Source organism: Streptomyces sp. NPDC107498 (assembly GCF_055582805.1).
In genome coordinates this window covers 19,996-40,132 of record NZ_JBVJPE010000003.1, presented here as the reverse complement: position 1 = coordinate 40,132, position 20,137 = coordinate 19,996, and the positions used below count along the sequence as shown (strand labels likewise).

The window sequence follows — 20,137 nt, the reverse complement described above, 5'->3', positions numbered from 1 at the left end:
CGCCCCCGTGTGATGCGACTTACGGGAAGGTCAGCTTGAAGCTGTTGATGTAGCCGGTGTCCGCGCCGGCCTTGTCCTGGACGCGGAGCTTCCAGGCACCGTTGGCGACCTCGGTGGAGGCGTTCACGGTGTACGTGGTGTTGATGTTGTCGGCGCTGCCGCCGGCACGGTTGCTCAGGCTGTAGACGGAGCCGTCGGGGGCGACGAGGTCGACGACCAGGTCACCGATGTAGGTGTGGACGATGTCCACGCCGACCTTGAGGGTCGAGGGCGCGTTGCCCGCGATGCCGGTGACGTTGATCGTCGAGGTGACCGCGGCACCGGGGGAGTCCGGGATGGCGACGTCGGCGTCGTTGGTGAACACCGTGCCGCCGCCCGGGTTGCCGCCGCCGGGACGGGTGCCGACGTTGATGGCGGCCCAGGCGTTCTCGACGGCCGTGACCTCGGCGCTGCCCGCGCCGTACAGCTCGGTGGCAGCCGCGACGGTGCCCGTGCGGGCGCCGGCGTAGTTGGTGTTCGAGCTGAACTTGGTGGTGAGCGCCTTGAACCAGATCAGCCGGGCCTTGTCGATGCCGATGCCGGTGACCGGCAGGCCGTCGGAGGTCGGCGAGTCGTAGTTCACGCCGTTGACGGTCTTGGCGCCGCTGCCCTCGGAGAGCAGGTAGAAGAAGTGGTTCGCCGGGCCCGAGGAGTAGTGGACGTCGATGCTGCCGATGCCCGAGTACCACGAGTCCTTGGACGAGCCGTCCTTGCTCGGCTTGTCCATGTAGCGCAGCGGGGTGCCGTTGCCGTTGATGTTGATCTTCTCGCCGACGAGGTAGTCGCCCTTGTCGTTGGCGTTGTTGGCGTAGAACTCGACGGCCGCCGCCATGATGTCCGAGGTGGCCTCGTTGAGGCCGCCGGACTCGCCGCTGTAGACCAGGCCGGCGGTGTTGGAGGTGACGCCGTGCGTCATCTCGTGCGCGGCCACGTCGATGGAGGTGAGCGGCTTGCTGTTGCCCGAGCCGTCGCCGTACGTCATGCAGAAGCAGGAGTCGGACCAGAAGGCGTTGACGTACGCGTTGCCGTAGTGGACGCGGGAGTACGCGCCGACGCCGTCACCGCGGATGCCGGAGCGGCCGTGCACGTTCTTGTAGTAGTCCCACGTGAGCGCGGCACCGTAGTGCGCGTCGGCGCCCGCGGTCTCCTTGTTGGAGGGGAGGCCGTTGCCCCACGTGTCCGTGGTGTTGGTGAACAGCGTCCCGGTGCCCGACGTACCGCCGTTGAGGTTGTACGTCTTGTGGTTGCCGCGGCCGGTGTCGGTCAGCGTGTACGAGGGCGCGGTGCCGAGGGTCACCTGGCCGCTGTACTGCGTGTTGCCGATGCCGGTCTCGATGGCCTGCCACTCGTAGAGCTTCGCGCCGGTCTTCGCGTCCGTCACGACGTGCAGCTCGTTCGGGGTGCCGTCGTGCTGGAGGCCGCCGACGACGGTCTCGTACGCGAGGACGGGCGCGCCCTGGGCCATCCACACGACCTTGCGCGGGGCGCGGTCGGCGGCGGCCTTCTTGGAGCCCTCCGCGGCGGCGCGGCCGAGGGCCTGCTTCTCGGCGGCGGCCGGGGTGACGTCGGCGGCGAGGTCGACGTTCTCGAGCTGCGCGCGGCTGGACTTGATGACCCCGGTGGTGGCGCCGGCCTTGGTCTCGGCGACGATCAGGTCACCGCCGAGGACGGGCAGTCCGGCGTAGGTGCGCTCGTAGCGCGTGTGGGTCGTGCCGTCGCGGTCCTGGACGACGTCGCGGACGACCAGCTTCTCCTGGGCGCCGAGACCGAGGGACTTGGCCGTGGCGGCCTTGTCGGCGTCCGCCGCCTTGATGAGGGCGGCGCGCTGGGCGGGGGAGAGGTCGGCCGGGAGCTTGCCCGGGTTGACCTTGCCGATGGACTGCGCCGCGGGGGCGGACCCGAAGGTGCCGGCCGATGCGGTGCCGGACTGGACGCCGAGGGTGAGCATGGCGGCGGCGGCGATCAGGGCGCCGGTCGCGGTGGCACGGCGGCTGGGCGTGGATCTCACGCAGACTCCTTATGCGAGGGGGGTACCGGCGGACTTGGGTGAGCCCGTCCGGGCGGAGCAAGGAGAGCTGTGGAGCACGTACGTGTGACGCGGAACCCGGCGGATCGGGGCCCAGGGGGTCCGAACCCATTCGGGTGACGCGGTGAACGGTGGTACGAAGAGCCGGGGAGAGAGTGACAGGAATGACGGGGACCTGTCAGGACCACGACGGGAAGTTGGCCGGAAATCGTCCGCTGTCCGAATGTCCGTGTTCGTTAACCGGACGTTTCGCCGATCATGGTCGCGTTGTCGCCCGACGTTCTGCGGAGCCCGCATTCGAAGAGGCTTTCCGGGCCGAGCACGGAGCCGGCGTCATGGGCGGGGGCGTCGAGGAGGGGATACCGACCGCCCGACCGCACCGCGTCGAACCGTGGCTCATTCTGTTCCCTCCACGCGCCGTCCGACCGGCCCGCGCCGAGCCGCGCCGGCGTCTCCGCACCCCCTCCGCACGTCCCCCTGCCCGCCCGCCGTCACCCCACCAGGCTGTCCCGCCAGGCCCGGTGCAGGCCCGCGTAGTGGCCCTCGCCCTTCACCAGGGCCGACGGGGGGCCGTCCTCGACGATCCGGCCCGACTCCATCACCAGGACGCGGTCCGCCACCTCGACCGTCGACAGGCGGTGGGCGATGACCACCGCCGTACGGCCCGCCAGGACCGTGTCCATCGCCCGCTGCACCGCCCGCTCGCCCGGTACGTCCAGGGAGCTGGTCGCCTCGTCCAGGATCAGGACCGCCGGGTCCGCCAGCAGGGCGCGGGCGAAGGCCACCAGCTGGCGCTGGCCGGCCGAGATCCGGCCACCGCGCTTGCGGACGTCCGTGTCGTAGCCGTCCGGGAGGCCGGTGATGAACTCGTGCGCCCCGATGGCCTTCGCCGCCTGTTCGATCTCGTCGCGGGTCGCGTCCGGGCGGCCGATCGCGATGTTGTCCGCGACCGTGCCGGAGAAGAGGAAGGCCTCCTGGGTGACCATCACGATCCCGCGGCGGAGATCGGGGGTCGTGAGGTCGCGGAGGTCCACCCCGTCGAGCCTGACGTGGCCTTCCGTCGGGTCGTAGAAGCGGGCCAGCAGTTTCGCCAGCGTCGACTTGCCCGCGCCCGTCGCGCCGACCACCGCGACCGTCTGGCCCGCAGGGATCGTCAGGTCGAAGCGCGGGAGGACCTCGCCGCCCGTCCGGTAGGCGAACCGCACGCCCTCGAACGTGATCTCCCTGCCGGGAGCCCCGGAGCGGTGGGGGAGTTCGCGGGGCGCCGTCGTCTCCGGGACCCCCGGCTCCTGGGCCAGCAGGCCGGCGATCTTGGCGAGGGACGCCGCCGCCGACTCGTAGGAGTTCAGGAACATGCCGAGGCGGTCGATCGGGTCGTACAGGCGGCGCATGTAGAGGACCGCCGCGGCGAGCACGCCCAGTTCGAGCGTTCCGGCCGCCACCCGGTACGCCCCCCAGAGGCACATCCCGGCCACCGCCGTGTTCGCCACCAGGCGCGAGCCGACCACGTAGCGGGCCATTTCGAGGAGGGCGTCGCCGTTGCTCCGCTCGTGGCGGTGGTTGAGCGCCGCGAACTCGGTGTCGTTGGTCCTCTCCCGGCGGAAGGCCCTGACCGGGCGGATGCCGTTCATCGTCTCCGCGAACTTCACGATCACGCCCGCGATGGCCGTGGAACGCTCCGCGTACACCGTGCCCGCGCGCCGCCGGTAGAGCCGGATGAGGAGGTGGAGGGGGACGAAGGAGGCGACCGCCAGCGCTCCGATGCCCCAGTCCAGCCAGAGCAGGACGAGGGAGATCGACGCGAAGGAGAGGACCACGCCGATCAGTTCCTGCAGGCCTTCCGAGAGGAGCTCCCGGAGGGACTCCACGTCCGTGGTCGAGCGGGAGATCAGCCGGCCCGAGGTGTACCGCTCGTGGAAGTCGACGCTCAGCACCTGCGCGTGCCGGAAGATCCGGCCGCGCAGGTCGAGCAGCGCGTCCTGGTTGATGCGGGCGGCACCGCGGACGAAGGCGTACTGGAGGACGCCCGACAGGACGGCGCAGAGGAGGTAGCCGACGGCCACGGCGACGACGGGGCCGTGGTCCCCCGCGCGGAAGGCCGGGACGCCGCGGTCGATGGCGTACGCGACGAGCAGCGGGCCCGCCTGCAGCGCCGCCTCCCTGACGAGGAGGATCAGGGCCGCGACCACGACCCGCGCGCGGTGGGGGGCGAGGAGGGAGCGGAGCAGGGCCCCCGTCGCGCCCGGGGGCGCGGGCAGGTCGTCGCGGTCGAAGGGATCGGACGGCTCGGCCGGGGCCTTCGCCGTCTTCTCCTGGAGCGTGGTGTCCGTCATCGCTTCTCGTTCCCCTCGCCGGACATCAGCCAGGCGTACTCGGCGCTGCCGCGCAGCAGTTCCTGATGGGTGCCGACGGCCGCGATCCGGCCGCCCGAGAGCAGCGCGACCCGGTCGGCGAGCATCACCGTCGACGGGCGGTGCGCCACGACCAGGGCTGTCGTCTCCCTGAGGACCTCCCGCAGGGCCGCCTCGACCCGGGCCTCCGTGTGGACGTCGAGCGCCGACAGCGGGTCGTCCAGGACCAGGAACCGGGGCCTGCCGACCACCGCCCGGGCCAGGGCGAGCCGCTGCCGCTGGCCGCCGGAGAGGCTGAGGCCCTGCTCGCCGACCTGGGTCGCGGTCCCCTCGGGCAGCCGGTCGACGAAGCCGTCCGCCTGGGCGACGCCCAGGGCGCGGCGCAACTCCGGGTCGCCGGCTCCTGCCGCGCCCATCAGGACGTTCTCGCCGACGCTCGCGGAGAACAGCGTCGGCTCCTCGAACGCCACGGAGACGAGGGAGCGGAGCCTCTCCCGTTCCATGAGGGCGATGTCCTCGCCGTCGAGGAGGATGCGGCCGGCCGTCGCCTCGTGCAGGCGGGGTACGAGGGCGGTGAGGGTCGTCTTGCCGGAGCCGGTGCCGCCGACCAGGGCCAGGGTCTCGCCGGGGCGGATGTGGAGGTCGATGCCGTCCAGGACCGGGGGCGCCTCCTCGGGGGCGTCCGGGTAGCGGAAGGTGACGCCCTCGAAGCGGACCCCGTCGGAGACCCCGCCCGGGCCCCCGCCGTCGCCGGTCGCGGCGGCCGTGTCCGGCTCCTCCTCGGCGTCCATCACCTCGAAGTAGCGTTCCGTCGCGGTCGCCGCCTCCTGGCTCATCGCGAGGAGGAAGCCGATCGACTCCACCGGCCAGCGCAGCGCCAGGGCCGTCGACAGGAACGCGACGAGGGTGCCCGCCGACAGGTCCCCGTCGGCGACCTGGACGGTGCCGAGCACGAGCGCGGCCCCGATGGCCAGCTCCGGCACGATGGTGATGACGGCCCAGATCATGGCGAGCAGCCGCGCCTTGGCCAGTTCCGTGCCGCGGAGGTGGCCGGAGAGCTCGCGGAACGCCTCCGCCTGGCTGCGGTGGCGGCCGAAGCCCTTCACGATCCGGATGCCGAGGACGCTCTCCTCGACGACCGTCGTCAGGTCGCCGACCTGGTCCTGGGCCCTGCGCGCCACGCTCCCGTACCGCCGCTCGAAGAGGTTGGAGACGAGCACGAGCGGGAGCACGGGCGTGAGGAGCACGAGGCCGAGGGACCAGTCCTGGGCCAGGAGCAGGACGTAACCGGCGAGGATCGTCACGCCGTTGACCAGGAGGAACGTCAGCGGGAAGGCCAGGAACATCCGGACCAGCATCAGGTCCGTCGTCCCGCGCGAGAGCAGCTGTCCGGAGGCCCACCGGTCGTGGAAGGCGATCGGGAGGCGCTGGAGCCTGCCGTACAGGTCGGCCCGCATCCGGGCCTCCACGGCGGACAGCGGCCGGGCCACCAGCCAGCGGCGGAAGCCGAACAGGACGGCCTCGGCGATTCCCAGGAGCAGCAGGTACAGGGCGCCGAGCCAGACGCCCCCGGGGTCGCGGTCCGCGACGGGCCCGTCGACCAGCCACTTCAGGACGATCGGGATGACGAGCGACAGACAGGAGGCGACGATCGCGATGATCGCGGCCGTGACCAGCCGGCCCCGCACGGGCCGCACGTACGGCCAGAGACGGAGCAGGACGCGGACCGTCGAGCGGTCGGAGTGCGGGGGGATCGGTTTCTCTGGCATCAGGTCCGACCATACGGTTCACCGCTGACACCGCTCACCCGGTTTTCGGTCGTACCCCGGCATCAGCCGATCGGTTGAAGCCGGTTCGAGCGCGATGGCCGATGTTCCGGATCCGGCGCGCTCGACAGCCTGGGGACATGACAGCGATCGAGGTGCGGGGACTGCACAAGACGTACGACGGCCGGAAGGTCGTCGACGACGTCTCCTTCGAGGTCGGCGAGGGGGAGATCTTCGGGATCCTCGGCCCCAACGGCGCCGGCAAGACCACCACCGTGGAGTGCGTCGAGGGGTTGCGGACCCCCGACGGGGGACGGGTGCGGGTGTGCGGGTTCGATCCCGTGACGCAGCGGGAAGAGGTCACCCGGGTGCTCGGGGCACAGCTCCAGCAGAGCGCCCTGCAGGCCAAGCTGACCGTGGGCGAGGCGCTGGACCTGTACGCCTCCTTCCACGAGCGGCCCGCCGACCGGAACGAGCTCGCCGAGCGGCTCGGTCTCGTCCCGCACCTGCGGACCCGGTTCGGAAAGCTCTCCGGCGGGCAGCAGCAGCGGCTGTTCATCGCCCTCGCCCTGGTCGGCGGCCCCCGGGTCGTCGTCCTCGACGAGCTCACCACCGGTCTCGACCCGCGGGCCCGCCGCGGGGCGTGGGCGCTCGTGGAGTCCCTGAGGGACGCCGGGGTGACCGTGCTGCTCGTCACCCACTTCATGGAGGAGGCGCAGCGCCTCTGCGACCGCGTCGCCGTCCTCGACGGCGGGCGGATCGCCGCGCTCGACACCCCCGACGGGCTGATCGGCCGCGCCTCGGCCGCCCGGGAGATCTCCTTCGACTCCGGCACCGCGCTCGATCCGGCCGCGCTGCGCGCCCTGCCCGGCGCCGCCTCCGTCACGACGGCCGAGGGCCGGACCGTCGTCGGCGGCACCGAGGAGACCGTCGCCGCCTTCGTCTCCCTGCTCGCCCGCGAGGGCGTTACGGCCGCCCGGCTCCGGGTCGCCGACGCCTCCCTCGACGACGCCTACCTCGACCTGACGGGAACCGACCGATGAGCACTCCGAGTCCCGCCCTGACCGTCCTGCGCACCGAAGCCCGGCTCTTCGGCCGCGAGCCCGCCGTCCTGTTCTGGGCGATGGTCGCGCCGACCCTGCTGCTCGTGATCCTCGGCGGCCTGGTCCCCTCCTTCCGGGAGGCCTCCCCGGACCTCGGCGGACGCCGCGTCATCGACGTGTACGTGCCCGTCGCCGTTCTCTTCGCCCTCGTCATGGCCTCGATCCAGGCCATGCCGCCCGTACTGTCCGGCTACCGCGAACGCGGCATCCTCCGCCGGATGTCCACCACCCCCGTCCGGCCCGGGGCGCTGCTCACCGCGCAGCTCGTGCTGCACGGCGTCGCCGCGCTCGTCTCCTCGCTGCTCGTGATCGCGGTGGGGCGGATCGCCTTCGGCGTCGCCCTGCCGGAGAACCTCGTGGGGTACCTGCTCGCCCTGCTGCTCGCCGTCGCCGGTGGGCTCGCCCTCGGGGCCGCCGTGTGCGCCGTCTTCCGCACGCAGAAGGTCGCCACCGCCGTCGGCACCCTCGTCTCCTTCCCGATGATGTTCACGGCGGGCGTCTGGGTGCCCGTCCAGGCCATGCCGGATACCCTGCGGCGGATCGTCGGGATCACTCCGCTGGGCGCCGCCTCCGAGGCCCTCGACTCGGCCGCCTCGGGCGGCTGGCCCGGCCGGGTCGCGCTCGGGGTGATGGTCCTGTGGGCGGTCGTGCTGACCGGTGCTTCGGTGCGCTGGTTCCGCTGGGAGTGAGCCGGGCCGGCCGGGAGCGAGCGGTGCCGTCGGGAGCGAGGGGAAAGGGAGCCGGGATGCCCACCACCGTCGAGGAGCGCTGGCGGCAGTTCTTCCGCTGGGGGCCGTTCGGACTGCTCGGCGTCGCCACCGTGATCGCCGGGGCGTCGGCGGACCTGTTCATGGGCCGTACGCGGATGGTGGCGGCCGCCGCCCTCGTGGTGGCGGCGCTCCTCCTCCAGGTGGTGTGGGCCCTCCGCTGCGGGCGGGTCGTCGCAGCCTCCGGGTGGGGGCCGGAGGAGCCGGGGGCCGGGCCCGTGCTCGTTCCGGCGGCCCCCGGACCCGCCTCCGTCGCCCACTTCGCCCTCCGCACCGGGCTCGCCTTCGCCCTGACCTGGCTCAACCCGTTCTTCGCGGTCTACGCCTGCGTCGGCTACTTCGACGCCGTCCACCTGCTGCCCCGCCGCCTGTCCCGCGCCGGGCTCCTCGTCACCGCCGTCGCCATGGCCGGCTCCCAGTCCGGCGGCCTGCCGCCCGCCTCCCTCGTGCAGTGGCTGGCCTTCGGCGGCCTGCTGGCGCTCAACGCCGCCCTCTCGCTCGGCTTCTCCCACCTCGCCACGAAGGACGCCGAGAAGGCCGCCGAGCGGGCCGCCACCATCGCCGAGCTCGGCCGCGCCAACAGCCGCCTCGAACAGGCCCTCGCCGAGAACTCGGCGCTCCAGGCCCAGCTCCTCCTCCAGGCCCGCGAGGCCGGGGTCGACGACGAGCGGCGCCGGCTCGCCGCCGAGATCCACGACACGATCGCCCAGGGCCTCACCGGGATCGTCACCCAGCTCCAGGCCGCCTCCGCGGCCTCCGCCGCTTCCGACCGGGAGGGCGCCGAGGCACACCTCCGGCGGGCCGCCGACCTCGCGCGGCACAGTCTCGGCGAGGCCCGCCGCTCCGTGCGGAACCTCGGGCCGGTCGCCCTGGAGCACGACGAGCTCCCGGAGGCCCTCCGCAAGACGGTCGCCGACTGGGCCGAACGCACCGGTGTGGGCACCCGGTTCACCGTGACCGGCACCGAGGTGCCGCTGCACGACGAGATCGCCGCGACGCTGCTGCGGATCGCCCAGGAGGCCCTGTCCAACGCGGCACGCCACTCCGGGGCCGTGCGGGCCGGCGTCACGCTCTCCTACATGGGCGACGAGATCACCCTGGACGTACGGGACGACGGTCGCGGCTTCGACCCGCTCGCGCGCCGCGAACGGGGCCGCGACGGCGGTGGGTTCGGGCTCGACGGCATGCGGGCGCGGGCCGAGTGCCTCGCCGGCACGGTCACCGTGGAGACGGCGCCGGGCGAGGGCACGGCGATCTCCGCTCGCGTACCGTTGGGCGGACCATGACCGACATCACGCTCCTGATCGTCGACGACCACCCCGTCGTACGGGACGGCCTGCGCGGCATGTTCACCGCCGAGGGCTCCGGCTTCCGCGTCCTCGGGGAGGCCCCCGACGGTGTCCGGGGCGTCGAACTCGCCCTGGAACTCGACCCCGACGTCGTCCTGATGGACCTGCGCATGCCCGGCGGCGGCGGTGTCGACGCGATCGCGGCGCTCACGCGGCACGGTGCCCGCTCCCGGGTCCTCGTCCTCACCACGTACGACACGGACACCGACACCCTTCCGGCGATCGAGGCCGGCGCGACCGGCTACCTCCTGAAGGACGCGCCCCGCGAGGAGCTGTTCGCGGCCGTGCGGGCGGCGGCCTCGGGCCGTACGGTCCTGTCCCCGGCCGTCGCCTCCCGCCTGGTCACCGCCGTACGCTCACCCGCCGCCGACACCGCGCTCTCCGCCCGCGAGAGCGAGATCCTCGCGCTCGTCGCGAAGGGCACGGCGAACCGGGCGATCGCGGCGGAGCTCTTCATCAGCGAGGCGACGGTGAAGACGCATCTCACCCACATCTATGGCAAATTGGGCGTCAGGGACCGCGCGGCCGCCGTCGCCGCCGGCTATGACCGGGGGATTCTCGGGCGGAACTGACGGGACCCGTCGACGATCCGGAAGGAGCCGGTCCGTAAGATCCCGGCCCCGAGGGACGACCAGGGGCGGGAGAACGACGATGAGGCATTCCGGAAGATTCCGCGCGGCGGCCGTCACGCTGCCGTTCCTGCTGGCGGCCGTCGGCTGCCAGACGGCCGGCCAGGCGGAGGAACCGGCCGCGAAGACGGCCTCGCCGACCGGCAAGCCGGTCTTCGAGGAGCGGCTGCGCGACCAGCTGAACGCCGCCTCCCGGGCGACCGCCGCGAGCGGCTCGGCCCGCTTCACCGCCACCGTCACCTACGGTTCGGCCGGCGGCGACGCCGTCGAACGGACCACCGGCGTCCTCGACTACGGGAAGGACACCGCCCGCGTCGAGCGGTCCGTCGAGGTCCCGCGCGGTTTCCCGGAGAAGGCGGCGACCGAGGACCTCGGCCGCGCCCCGGGCGTCAGGATCCGCGAGCGGTTCGCGGTCGAGGAGAACGACATCAGCTACCGGACCCCACGCGGCACGTGGCTCCGCTACTCCGCCTCCGGTTCCATGGAGTTCGCCGACTCCGTCGAGGGTCTCCTGGAATACGCGGGCGAGGCCGCGCCCTGGGGCCACACCCTGGCCGAGGTGGTGCGTCACGTGCATCCGGAGCGGAGCCCGGCGAGGACCGCCGGCGGCGGCCGCCGCTACGAGGTGCGGATCCACGCCTCGACCGCGGCCGAGGCCCTGCCGGACGAGGTCGCGTCCCACCTGGACCCGAGCTCCTCCGACGAGGTTCCGCTGACGGTGGACCTGGACGAGGACGGGCGCCTGGTCCGGGCCGCCGTCGACTTCCGGCCGGCCCTCGGCGGCCTGCACGCCAGGGGCGCCCTCGGCGGCGTCACCTCACTGCGCGCGGAGTACGTCCTGACCGACCACGGGAAGGCGACGGTTCCGCCCGTGCCCGCCGACGAGCGATCCCAGGACGCCGAGCGGGTCACCACCACCCTGGCCGGCCTGAAGCCCGGTGCCTGCGGCTCCACGGCCACCGGCCTCGGGTCCGCGGTCCGCGTCCTGCCGGCCCCCTGCGGCAAGGACGCGGACCTGCGCGTCTTCGGTCACGTGCGGGTCGACAGGACGGTCCAGGGCGACCCGAAGGGCGTGGGGGAGGCGGCGGCCGGCGAGAAGTGCCGTGCCCGCTTCCGCTCGGCGCCCGCCGCGTGGACCTCGGGAGCCCGGCCCGCGGGCTCGTACACGGTCTACGGCGGCACGAGCATCAGCCAGGGGTACACCGGTCCCGACTCCGACGTCAGCGGTGACTACACCTGTTACGTCACCCTGCGCTGACCCGCCCCGCCCCCTCACGCCCCCACCCGCAGCAGCACCACCGACCGGGCCCCCACCGTGATCGTCCCGCCGCCCGGGTGCTCCGTGCCCGGCGCGCGTGACTGGTCCTCCCGGGCCGTGTCCACGACCAGCTCGTACGACTCCGCCCACGGCGGGCCCGGCAGCCGGAACTCCAGGGGGAGGTGGCCGGCGTGGAGGACGGCGAGGAAGCTGTCGTCGGTGATCTGCTCGCCCCGCGCGTCCCGCCCCGGGATGTCGCGGCCCGACAGGTAGAGGCCGAGCGTGGCCGTCGGCGCGTACCAGTCCCGCTCCGTCATCTCGGCGCCCTCGGCGGTGAACCAGGCCAGGTCCCGCAGGCCGTCCGCGGCCTGCGGCCGGCCGGAGAAGAAGGCCCGGCGGCGCAGCACCGGATGGCGGTGGCGGAGGGAGAGGAGCCGGCGGGCGAGGGCGAGCAGGTCGGCCCGGCCGGGGTCGTCCGGGAGCGACCAGTCGAGCCAGCCGAGCTCGTTGTCCTGGCAGTAGGCGTTGTTGTTGCCGCCCTGGGTGCGGCCCATCTCGTCGCCGGCGACGAGCATCGGGACGCCGGTGGAGAGGAGCAGGGTGGTGAGGAGGTTGCGCTGCTGGCGGAGGCGGAGGGAGGTGATCCCGGGGTCGTCGGTCTCGCCCTCCGCGCCGCAGTTCCAGGAGCGGTTGTCGTGGGTGCCGTCCCGGTTGCCCTCGCCGTTGGCCTCGTTGTGCTTGCGTTCGTACGTGACGAGGTCGCGCAGGGTGAAGCCGTCGTGGGCGGTGACGAAGTTGACCGAGGCGTACGGCCGGCGCCCGCCCCAGGCGTACAGGTCGCTGGAGCCGGACAGCCGGTAGCCGAGGTCCCGCACGTCGGGCAGCGCCCCGCGCCAGAAGTCCCGGACGGCGTCCCGGTAGCGGTCGTTCCACTCGGTCCAGAGGGGCGGGAAGGCGCCGACCTGGTAGCCGCCGTTGCCGACGTCCCACGGTTCGGCGATCAGCTTGACCCGGCGCAGGACCGGGTCCTGGGCGATCACCGCCAGGAAGGGGGACAGCATGTCGACGTCGTGCATCGAGCGGGCCAGGGCCGCCGCCAGGTCGAAGCGGAAGCCGTCGACGCCCATCTCGGTCACCCAGTAGCGCAGGGAGTCGGTGATGAGGCGGAGGACCTGCGGCTGCACGACGTGCAGGGTGTTGCCGCAGCCCGTGTAGTCGGCGTACCGGCGGGCGTCGGACTGGAGCCGGTAGTAGCCGCGGTTGTCGATGCCCTTCAGGGAGAGGGTGGGGCCGAGCTCGCCGGCCTCCGCCGTGTGGTTGTAGACGACGTCGAGGATGACCTCGATCCCGGCCGCGTGCAGCGCCCGCACCATCCGCTTGAACTCGCCGACCTGCTGCCCGGTCGTCCCCGAGGCGGAGTAGCCGGCGTGCGGGGCGAAGTAGCCGATCGAGTTGTAGCCCCAGTAGTTGCGCAGCCCGCGCCGCAGGAGGTGGTCCTCGTGCGCGAACTGGTGGACCGGCAGCAGCTCGACCGCCGTCACCCCGAGGCGTACGAGGTGGTCGATCGCGGCGGGGTGCGCGAGCCCCGCGTACGTGCCCCGCAGGTGCTCCGGGATGCCGGGGTGCAGTTTCGTGAAGCCCTTGACGTGCAGCTCGTAGATGACCGAGTCCTGCCAGGGCGTCTTGGGTCTGCGGTCGTCGGACCAGTCGTCGTCGTCGTGGACGACGACCCCCTTGGGGACGTGCGGTGCGGAGTCCCGCTCGTCCCGGACGGTGTCGGCCACGTGCTGCTGCGGCCAGTCCCGGACGTGCCCGTACGCCTCCGGGGGCAGCGCCGCGAAGTCGCCGTCGACGGCCCGGGCGTACGGGTCGAGGAGCAGCTTCGCCGGGTTCCAGCGGGCGCCCGTCCACGGGTCCCAGCGACCGTGCACCCGGTAGCCGTACCGCTGACCCGGCCCGACGCCCGGCACGAAGCCGTGCCAGATCTCGTGCGTCAGTTCGGCCAGCCGGAGCCGCGTCTCCGTGCCGTCGGCGTCGAAGAGGCACAGCTCCACGGCCTCCGCCCCGCCCGCCCACAGGGCGAAGTTGGTGCCCGCCACCCCGCCGGGGCCGACCCGGCAGCGGGCCCCCAGGGGCGTCGGCGCCCCCGGCCACACCGGTGGCCCGGCCCGCTCCAGGGCACGCTCGGTCACCGCCTCCTGCTCGGCTGCGCTCGCCACCGTCCCGGCCTCCCGCGGCTCGTCGGGCCCGCACCCGGGGGAGCGGCGGCGTCCCGGCCGCCGCTCCCCCGCGTGGTTCTCCCCCTGTTCTGCCCGCACCGCCGTGCTCCCAACATGACCCGCACGCACGTTTCCCCTGGAGGGTGGCCGTCGTTGGGCCGGGCGTGACACTTGTATGGGAGCGGGCGAGGCGGGCCCTCGTGGTGACGGGACTGGTGGCGGGGCTTGCGACGGCCCTCGCGGGCTGCACCGGGGCGGACGGCGAGGGGGGCGTCGGCATCGGCATGCCGGGCAAGGCGCGGGCCCCGGGCGACGTCATCCGGGTGAGCCCGGAGGACGGCAGCCGGGCGGTGCCGGCCGGCGGGCCCGTCGAGGTGAAGGTGGACAGCGGGCGCCTCGAACGGGTGACGGTCGTGCAGGTCGAGGACGGCCTGCGGGCCGAGGTCGCCGGGGAGGTCTCGGCGGACGGGCTGCGCTGGCGGCCCCGGCCGGGAACCCGGCTCGCGCTGGCCGCCAAGTACAGCGTGGACGCGGTCGCGCTCGACGGGCACGGGCGCCGCTCGGCCCGGCACACCACCTTCACCACCGTCGTCCCCGGGTCCCGCTTCATCGGCTACTTCAAACCGGAGAACCGTTCCACGGTCGGCACCGGAATGATCGTCTCCTTCGGCTTCAACCGGCCGATCGAGAACCGGGCCGAGGTCGAGCGGGCCGTCCGCGTCACCTCGGACCCGCCGGTGGAGGTCGTCGGCCACTGGTTCGGCAAGGAGCGGCTCGACTTCCGGCCCGCCGCGTACTGGCGGCCCGGCACGAAGGTGACCGTCGAGCTCGCCCTGCGGGACGTCGAGGGGGCGCCCGGGGTGTACGGCATCCAGCGCAAGAAGGTCGGCTTCACCGTCGGCCGCTCCCAGGTCTCCCTGGTCGACGCCGAGGAGCACACGATGGAGGTCCGGCGCGACGGCCGGGTGCTCGCCACGCTGCCGGTCACCGCGGGCGCGCCGAAGACCACGACGTACAACGGGAAGATGGTCGTGACCGAGCTGTACGACGTGACCCGGATGGACGGCAGGACGGTCGGGTTCGGCGGCGAGTACGACATCAAGGACGTGCCGCACGCGATGCGCCTGACCGACTCGGGGACCTTCCTGCACGGCAACTACTGGGCGGCGGCCTCCACCTTCGGCTCCGCCAACGTCAGCCACGGCTGCGTGGGCCTCCGTGACGAGAAGGGCGGCAGCGCGGACTCGCCCGCGGGCTGGTTCTTCGACCGGACGCTGATCGGCGACGTGGTGGAGGTGGTCAACTCCCGGGACAAGGAGGTCGCTCCCGACAACGGCCTCGGCGGCTGGAACCTGGACTGGAACCGGTGGAAGGCGGGCTCCGCGCTGCTGTGAACCGGGGTGGCCCCCGTATCACGCCGACTGGTGCCGAACGGTGACATTCGCGAGGATCTTTCGTGTCCTGCGGTGTGATTGTCTAGCGCTGTGTGCGCGAGTGGATGCGCACGGGGGTGGGGCCGTGGCGTTGCCAGGCCGTGCGAGGGGAGAAGACCACAGTGAACGGGCAGCCGATATCGGGGGCATCGGTAGGGGCGACGGGGCGGCGCGGCCGACGCGGGGGCGTCGGGCTGCAGGCCCTGGCGGCGGGGGCGCTGCTCCTGGTCCTGACCGCCTGCGGCGGCGGTGAGACCGCCACCGGCGGCGGTGCGGGGGGACAGGGACCGGCGGCCCAGGGCGGCGGCAAGCAGGAGAACGCGGCCTCCCAGGCGGTCGTGACGATCCTTCCGAAGGACGGTGCCGACTCGGTCGCCACCAGCGGCGCCCTCAAGATCACCGCGGCGCAGGGCAAGCTGACCACGGTCGAGGTCGCCGACTCCAAGGGCGACAAGGTCGAGGGCCGGATCGCCGCGGACGGCGTCAGCTGGTCGCCGAGCGCGCACCTGGCCGCGGCCACCCAGTACAAGGTCCACGCGATCGCGAAGGACTCCGAGGGCCGCGAGTCGGCGAAGGACACCACCTTCACCACGCTGGTCCCGAAGAACACCTTCATCGGCCAGTACACGCCCGAGGACGGTTCGACCGTCGGCGTCGGCATGCCGGTCTCCGTCAACTTCAGCCGGGGCATCACCGATCCCGAGGCCGTCGAGAAGGCCATCAAGGTGACGGCCGTCCCGGCCGTCCGGATCGAGGGCCACTGGTTCGGCAACGACCGCCTCGACTTCCGTCCGAAGGACTACTGGGCCGCCGGCACCAAGGTCACGGTCGAACTGAACCTGGACGGCGTCGAGGGCCGCCCCGGCGTCTACGGCAAGCAGAAGAAGTCGATCTCCTTCACCATCGGCCGCCGTCAGGTCTCCACCGTCGACGCGAGCGCCAAGACGATGAAGGTCGAGCGGGACGGCGCGATCATCAAGACGCTGCCGATCACCGCGGGCGCGCCGTCCACGACCACGTACAACGGTCAGATGGTCATCAGCGAGAAGTACCAGGTGACCCGCATGAACGGGGCCACGGTCGGCTTCGGCGGCGAGTACGACATCAAGGACGTGCCGCACGCGATGCGCCTGTCCAACTCGGGCACCTTCGTCCACGGCAACTACTGGGCGCCGTCCTCCACCTTCGGCTCCACCAACGTCAGCCACGGCTGCGTCGGCCTGGAGGACGCGCGGGGCGCGGGCGACAGCTCGACGCCGGCCGCCTGGTTCTACGACCGCTCGATCATCGGCGACGTCGTCATCGTGAAGAACTCCAAGGACAAGCAGATCACTCCGGAGAACGGCCTCAACGGCTGGAACATGGACTGGTCGGAGTGGATCGCCTAGATCTCCCGTCGGACGTCGCCTGAGGGGCCCGGTGCTGTGAGCAACAGCACCGGGCCCCCTTCCGTTAACGGCCACTAACCTTTCCCCCATGACTGTGAACCTCGAAGTCGCCGAAGGCGTCGGCACGATCCGCCTCGACCGCCCCCCGATGAACGCCCTGGACGTCGCCACCCAGGACCGGCTGCGCGAGCTGGCCCAGGAGGCGACCGACCGCGACGACGTGCGGGCCGTGGTCCTCTACGGCGGCGAGAAGGTGTTCGCGGCCGGTGCGGACATCAAGGAGATGCAGGTCATGGACCACGTGGCCATGGTCAAGCGCTCGCGCGCCCTTCAGGACTCCTTCACCGCCGTCGCCCGCATCCCGAAGCCGGTCGTCGCCGCGATCACCGGTTACGCGCTCGGCGGCGGCTGCGAGCTCGCGCTCTGCGCCGACTACCGGATCGCCGCCGACAACGCCAAGCTGGGCCAGCCGGAGATCCTCCTCGGCCTGATCCCCGGCGCGGGCGGCACCCAGCGCCTGTCCCGGCTCGTCGGCCCCTCCAAGGCCAAGGACCTCATCTTCACCGGCCGCATGGTGAAGGCCGACGAGGCCCTGACGCTCGGTCTGGTCGACCGGGTCGTCCCGGCCGCCGAGGTGTACGAGCAGGCGCACGCCTGGGCCGCCAGGCTGGCGCAGGGGCCGGCCGTCGCCCTGCGGGCCGCGAAGGAGGCGATCGACCAGGGCCTGGAGGCCGACATCGACACCGGTCTCGCCATCGAGCGCACCTGGTTCGCCGGCCTCTTCGCGACCGAGGACCGCGAGACCGGGATGCGCAGCTTCGTCGAGGAGGGCCCGGGGAAGGCGAAGTTCGCCTGACGATCCTTCACGGACGGGGGCCGATTCCATCGGAACGGCCCCCGCGGAGGGTCCCGTGCGGCCATGATGGGGGCATGGCGGGCCTGGAGGGTAGGGAACAACCGCGGCAGCGCGCGAGCGCCGCCGCATCGCGGTGGACACCGGCCGCGGACGACGAACAGGCCGCCGAGGCAGTGGAGTTGTACGGCAACCCGGCCGAGGAGGACGTCCGGCTGCCGTCCCGTCCCGAGTCCGCGTGGGTGGCCCGCAGGCTCACCCAGCACGTCCTGCTGCGGCAGTGGGCGCTGGGCCCGCAGCTCGCCGAGCACGCGGTGCTCCTCGTCTCGGAGCTCGTCGGGAACGCCGTCCGGCACACCGGCGCCCGCGTGTTCGCGCTGCGGTTGCAGCGGCGCCGCGGCTGGATCCGGATCGAGGTGCGCGACCCCTCGCGGGGGCTGCCCTGTCTGATGCCGGTGCACGAGCTCGACATCAGCGGCCGCGGGCTCTTCCTCGTCGACAAGCTGGCCGACCGCTGGGGCGTGGACCTGGCGCCGCGCGGCAAGACGACCTGGTTCGAGATGCGGGTGTCGGACCGCTGACGCGCCCCGGACGCACGGAAGCCCCCGTGCGCCGAGGTGAGGCGCGTGGGGGCTTTCGTGTGGTGCGCCGTGGACGGGGGGGTGTATCCACGGCCGCTCTGTCGACCTGGCCCGGGTCAATGGGGGTCGTGTCTCCGACTATGACAGACAGAGGGCCTCGTCGCCAAAAGCCCCTACTGGTGCAATATGGGGCAAAGGTGGACAGTTCAATTATGAATCGTTGGTGACATGGAGCACTCACCTTGTAAACAGTGAATGACTATGCGGTTCGCCGGGTGTTTCTGGGGCTCGTCCGCATGCTGGACTTCTGGCGTGTTACTGCAAACGTCCTGAATTGGCCTAATCGGCATCAATCGGGCGTCGCCCCCCTTGAATGGTCGCGTGAAGCCGACCGACCGCCGAGGAGCCCTCCGCGCGGGCGCGGCCGCCGCCCTCGCGGGAGCCCTCTCCACCGCCTGCGGCACGGAACCCCGCCCCGCCCCCGTCGCCGGGGACCATCCGGCCGCCGGGGACCATCCGGCCGCCGGGCGCCGTCCCGTCGCCGTGCCCGTCGCCGCTCCGGCCCCCCGCCGCTTCCCCGGGCAGCCGGACGAGATCGCCCACGGCCCCCGTGACCGGCCCCGGGTCGCCCTCACCTTCCACGGCCAGGGCGACCCCGCCCTCGCCCGAAGGCTCCTCGCCCAGGCGGAGAAGGCCGGCGCCCGCGTCACCGTCCTCGCCGTCGGCAGCTGGCTCGACCAGCACCCCGACATGGCCCGCCGCGTCCTCGACGGCGGCCACGACCTCGGCAACCACACCCAGCACCACATCGACGTCAACGCCATGACCGAGGCCCGGGCCCTCGCCGAGATCGAGGCCTGCGCCGCCCGGCTGCGCCGGCTCACCGGCTCCGTCGGCACCTGGTTCCGCCCCTCCCGCACCCGGAACGCCGCCCCCGCCGTCCTGCGTGCCGCCCGCCGCGCCGGGTACCCGCACGTCCTCTCGTACGACGTCGACTCCCTCGACTTCACCTCGCCCGGCAGCGCGGCCGTCGTCCGCAATGTCACCGGGCCGGTCCGCGCCGGATCCGTCGTCAGCCTGCACTTCGGCTACCCGGACACCGCCGCCGCGCTGCCCCTCCTCCTCGCCGATCTCGACCGCCGCGGCCTGAGCGCGGTCACCACCACGGAGCTGCTGAGCTGATGGCAAACCTCAAGAAGAGATCCAGGACCCTCCTCGCCGCCGCCCTCCTCGTCGCCCTCGCCGGCTGCGGCACCGCGAACCACCCCGAGGGCGCCGCCCCCGTGAAGAAGGCCGCCGCCGTGCCCGAGCGGGACACCGCCCCCGCCGGGCTCCCGGGCATGCCGCCCCTGCTCGACCCGCACGACGTCTACGCCGCCGACCGGCCGAACCGCCTCTCCCCGGTGGTGCGGAACTTCCCCTCCCGGGTCTACGTCCCCAACACCAACTCCAACACCGTCTCCGTCATCGACCCCGCGACCTACCAGGTCGTCGAGACCATCCCGGTCGGCCTCCAGCCCCAGCACGTCGTCCCCTCCTGGGACATGAAGACCCTCTGGGTCAACAACGACCGGGGCCACACGCTCACCCCCATCGACCCGGCCACCGGCGTCGCCGGCAAGCCCGTCGAGGTCCACGACCCGTACAACCTCTACTTCACGCCCAACGGCAAGTACGCCGTCGTCATGGCCTCGCTCGACCGCGAACTCGTCTTCCGCGACCCGCACACCATGGAACGGAAGAAGTCCGTCCCCGTCAGCTGTTACGGCGTCAACCACGCCGACTTCTCCGCCGACGGCCGCTACTTCGTCGTCTCCTGCGAGTTCTCCGGCGAACTCCTCAAGGTCGACACCGAGAAGATGGAGGTGATCGGCCAGCAGAAACTGCCCCTGGAGGGCGCCATGCCGCAGGACGTGAAGATCTCCCCGGACGGCAAGACCTTCTACGTCGCCGACATGATGGCCCACGGCATGTGGGTCCTGGACGGCGAGAAGTTCACCACCCCCACCCTGCTCCCCACCGGCAAGGGCTGCCACGGCCTCTACGTCGGCCGCGACTCGCGCGAGATGTACGTCTCCAACCGCGGCGAGGGCTCGGTCTCCGTCTTCGACTTCCAGCAGAACAAGCTCACCAAGAAGTGGTGGCTCCCGGGCGGCGGCTCCCCGGACATGGGCGGCGTCTCCGCCGACGGCAAGGTCCTGTGGCTCTCCGGACGCTACGACTCCGAGGTGTACGCGATCGACACCACCACCGGCAAGCAGCTCGCCCGCATCCCCGTCGGCAGCGGCCCCCACGGCCTCGCCGTCTACCCCCAGCCGGGCCGCTACTCCCTCGGCCACACGGGCATCTTCCGGTAGCGGGCCCGGCCGGCTCGT

The 20,137-nt window shown here is 72.7% G+C and carries 15 protein-coding genes; 11 read left to right on the top strand and 4 right to left on the bottom strand.

The genetic code is table 11. The features are described from left to right. Positions 1-19: 19 nt before the first annotated feature. The 3 genes from ACZ66Z_RS05900 to ACZ66Z_RS05890 form a co-directional block, all read right to left on the bottom strand. On the bottom strand, positions 20-2,047 hold the full coding sequence (locus ACZ66Z_RS05900; protein WP_469932774.1) for a M4 family metallopeptidase: 2,028 nt from the start codon (positions 2,045-2,047) through the stop codon (positions 20-22). Positions 2,048-2,556: 509 nt separating this feature from the next. Then, positions 2,557-4,398 carry an ABC transporter ATP-binding protein gene (locus ACZ66Z_RS05895; RefSeq protein WP_469932773.1) on the bottom strand — a complete coding sequence of 614 codons (1,842 nt, stop codon included), beginning with the start codon at positions 4,396-4,398 and terminating at the stop codon, positions 2,557-2,559. After that, a complete protein-coding gene (locus tag ACZ66Z_RS05890; RefSeq protein WP_469932772.1) occupies positions 4,395-6,185 on the bottom strand; it encodes an ABC transporter ATP-binding protein in 1,791 nt (596 codons plus the stop codon). The genes ACZ66Z_RS05895 and ACZ66Z_RS05890 overlap by 4 nt, the downstream gene beginning before the upstream one ends. 137 nt (positions 6,186-6,322) lie before the next feature. Between ACZ66Z_RS05890 and ACZ66Z_RS05885 the strand changes: the two genes are divergently transcribed. The 5 genes from ACZ66Z_RS05885 (at position 6,323) to ACZ66Z_RS05865 (ending at position 11,288) form a co-directional block, all read left to right on the top strand. Further along, positions 6,323-7,225 (top strand): ABC transporter ATP-binding protein, encoded by a 903-nt coding sequence (locus tag ACZ66Z_RS05885; RefSeq protein ID WP_469932771.1) that lies wholly within the window; start codon positions 6,323-6,325, stop codon positions 7,223-7,225. Then, positions 7,222-7,974 carry an ABC transporter permease gene (locus ACZ66Z_RS05880; RefSeq protein ID WP_469932770.1) on the top strand — a complete coding sequence of 251 codons (753 nt, stop codon included), beginning with the start codon at positions 7,222-7,224 and terminating at the stop codon, positions 7,972-7,974. Before ACZ66Z_RS05885 ends, ACZ66Z_RS05880 begins: the two co-directional genes overlap by 4 nt. A 56-nt stretch (positions 7,975-8,030) precedes the next feature. After that, on the top strand, positions 8,031-9,338 hold the full coding sequence (locus ACZ66Z_RS05875) for a sensor histidine kinase (protein ID WP_469932769.1): 1,308 nt from the start codon (positions 8,031-8,033) through the stop codon (positions 9,336-9,338). Further along, positions 9,335-9,973 carry a response regulator gene (locus ACZ66Z_RS05870; RefSeq protein ID WP_469932768.1) on the top strand — a complete coding sequence of 213 codons (639 nt, stop codon included), beginning with the start codon at positions 9,335-9,337 and terminating at the stop codon, positions 9,971-9,973. The genes ACZ66Z_RS05875 and ACZ66Z_RS05870 overlap by 4 nt, the downstream gene beginning before the upstream one ends. A gap of 79 nt (positions 9,974-10,052) precedes the next feature. Further along, complete coding sequence (locus ACZ66Z_RS05865; RefSeq protein ID WP_469932767.1) at positions 10,053-11,288, top strand: hypothetical protein; 1,236 nt, start codon at positions 10,053-10,055, stop codon at positions 11,286-11,288. Positions 11,289-11,302: 14 nt separating this feature from the next. Here the strand turns inward: ACZ66Z_RS05865 and glgX are convergent, their stop codons facing one another. Next, positions 11,303-13,507, bottom strand: a complete 2,205-nt coding sequence (gene glgX / locus ACZ66Z_RS05860; RefSeq protein ID WP_469932766.1) for a glycogen debranching protein GlgX — start codon at positions 13,505-13,507, stop codon at positions 11,303-11,305. A gap of 164 nt (positions 13,508-13,671) precedes the next feature. Between glgX and ACZ66Z_RS05855 the strand changes: the two genes are divergently transcribed. The 6 genes from ACZ66Z_RS05855 to ACZ66Z_RS05830 all read left to right on the top strand — a co-directional run bounded on the left by ACZ66Z_RS05855 (position 13,672) and on the right by ACZ66Z_RS05830 (position 20,119). Continuing rightward, the gene (locus tag ACZ66Z_RS05855) at positions 13,672-14,901 is read left to right on the top strand and encodes a L,D-transpeptidase (protein ID WP_469932765.1); all 1,230 of its coding nucleotides are present in this window, start codon (positions 13,672-13,674) and stop codon (positions 14,899-14,901) included. Between the two features lie 161 nt (positions 14,902-15,062). Beyond that, positions 15,063-16,328: a L,D-transpeptidase gene (locus ACZ66Z_RS05850; protein WP_469932764.1), complete on the top strand. Its 1,266-nt coding sequence runs from the start codon at positions 15,063-15,065 to the stop codon at positions 16,326-16,328. Positions 16,329-16,416: 88 nt separating this feature from the next. Then, a complete protein-coding gene (locus ACZ66Z_RS05845) occupies positions 16,417-17,184 on the top strand; it encodes an enoyl-CoA hydratase/isomerase family protein (protein ID WP_469932763.1) in 768 nt (255 codons plus the stop codon). 74 nt (positions 17,185-17,258) lie between these two features. Beyond that, the gene (locus tag ACZ66Z_RS05840) at positions 17,259-17,762 is read left to right on the top strand and encodes an ATP-binding protein (protein ID WP_469932762.1); all 504 of its coding nucleotides are present in this window, start codon (positions 17,259-17,261) and stop codon (positions 17,760-17,762) included. Between the two features lie 381 nt (positions 17,763-18,143). Further along, on the top strand, positions 18,144-18,944 hold the full coding sequence (locus ACZ66Z_RS05835) for a polysaccharide deacetylase family protein (protein ID WP_469932761.1): 801 nt from the start codon (positions 18,144-18,146) through the stop codon (positions 18,942-18,944). Continuing rightward, positions 18,944-20,119, top strand: a complete 1,176-nt coding sequence (locus ACZ66Z_RS05830) for a YncE family protein (RefSeq protein WP_469932760.1) — start codon at positions 18,944-18,946, stop codon at positions 20,117-20,119. Before ACZ66Z_RS05835 ends, ACZ66Z_RS05830 begins: the two co-directional genes overlap by 1 nt. The last annotated feature ends 18 nt before the right edge of the window (positions 20,120-20,137 follow it).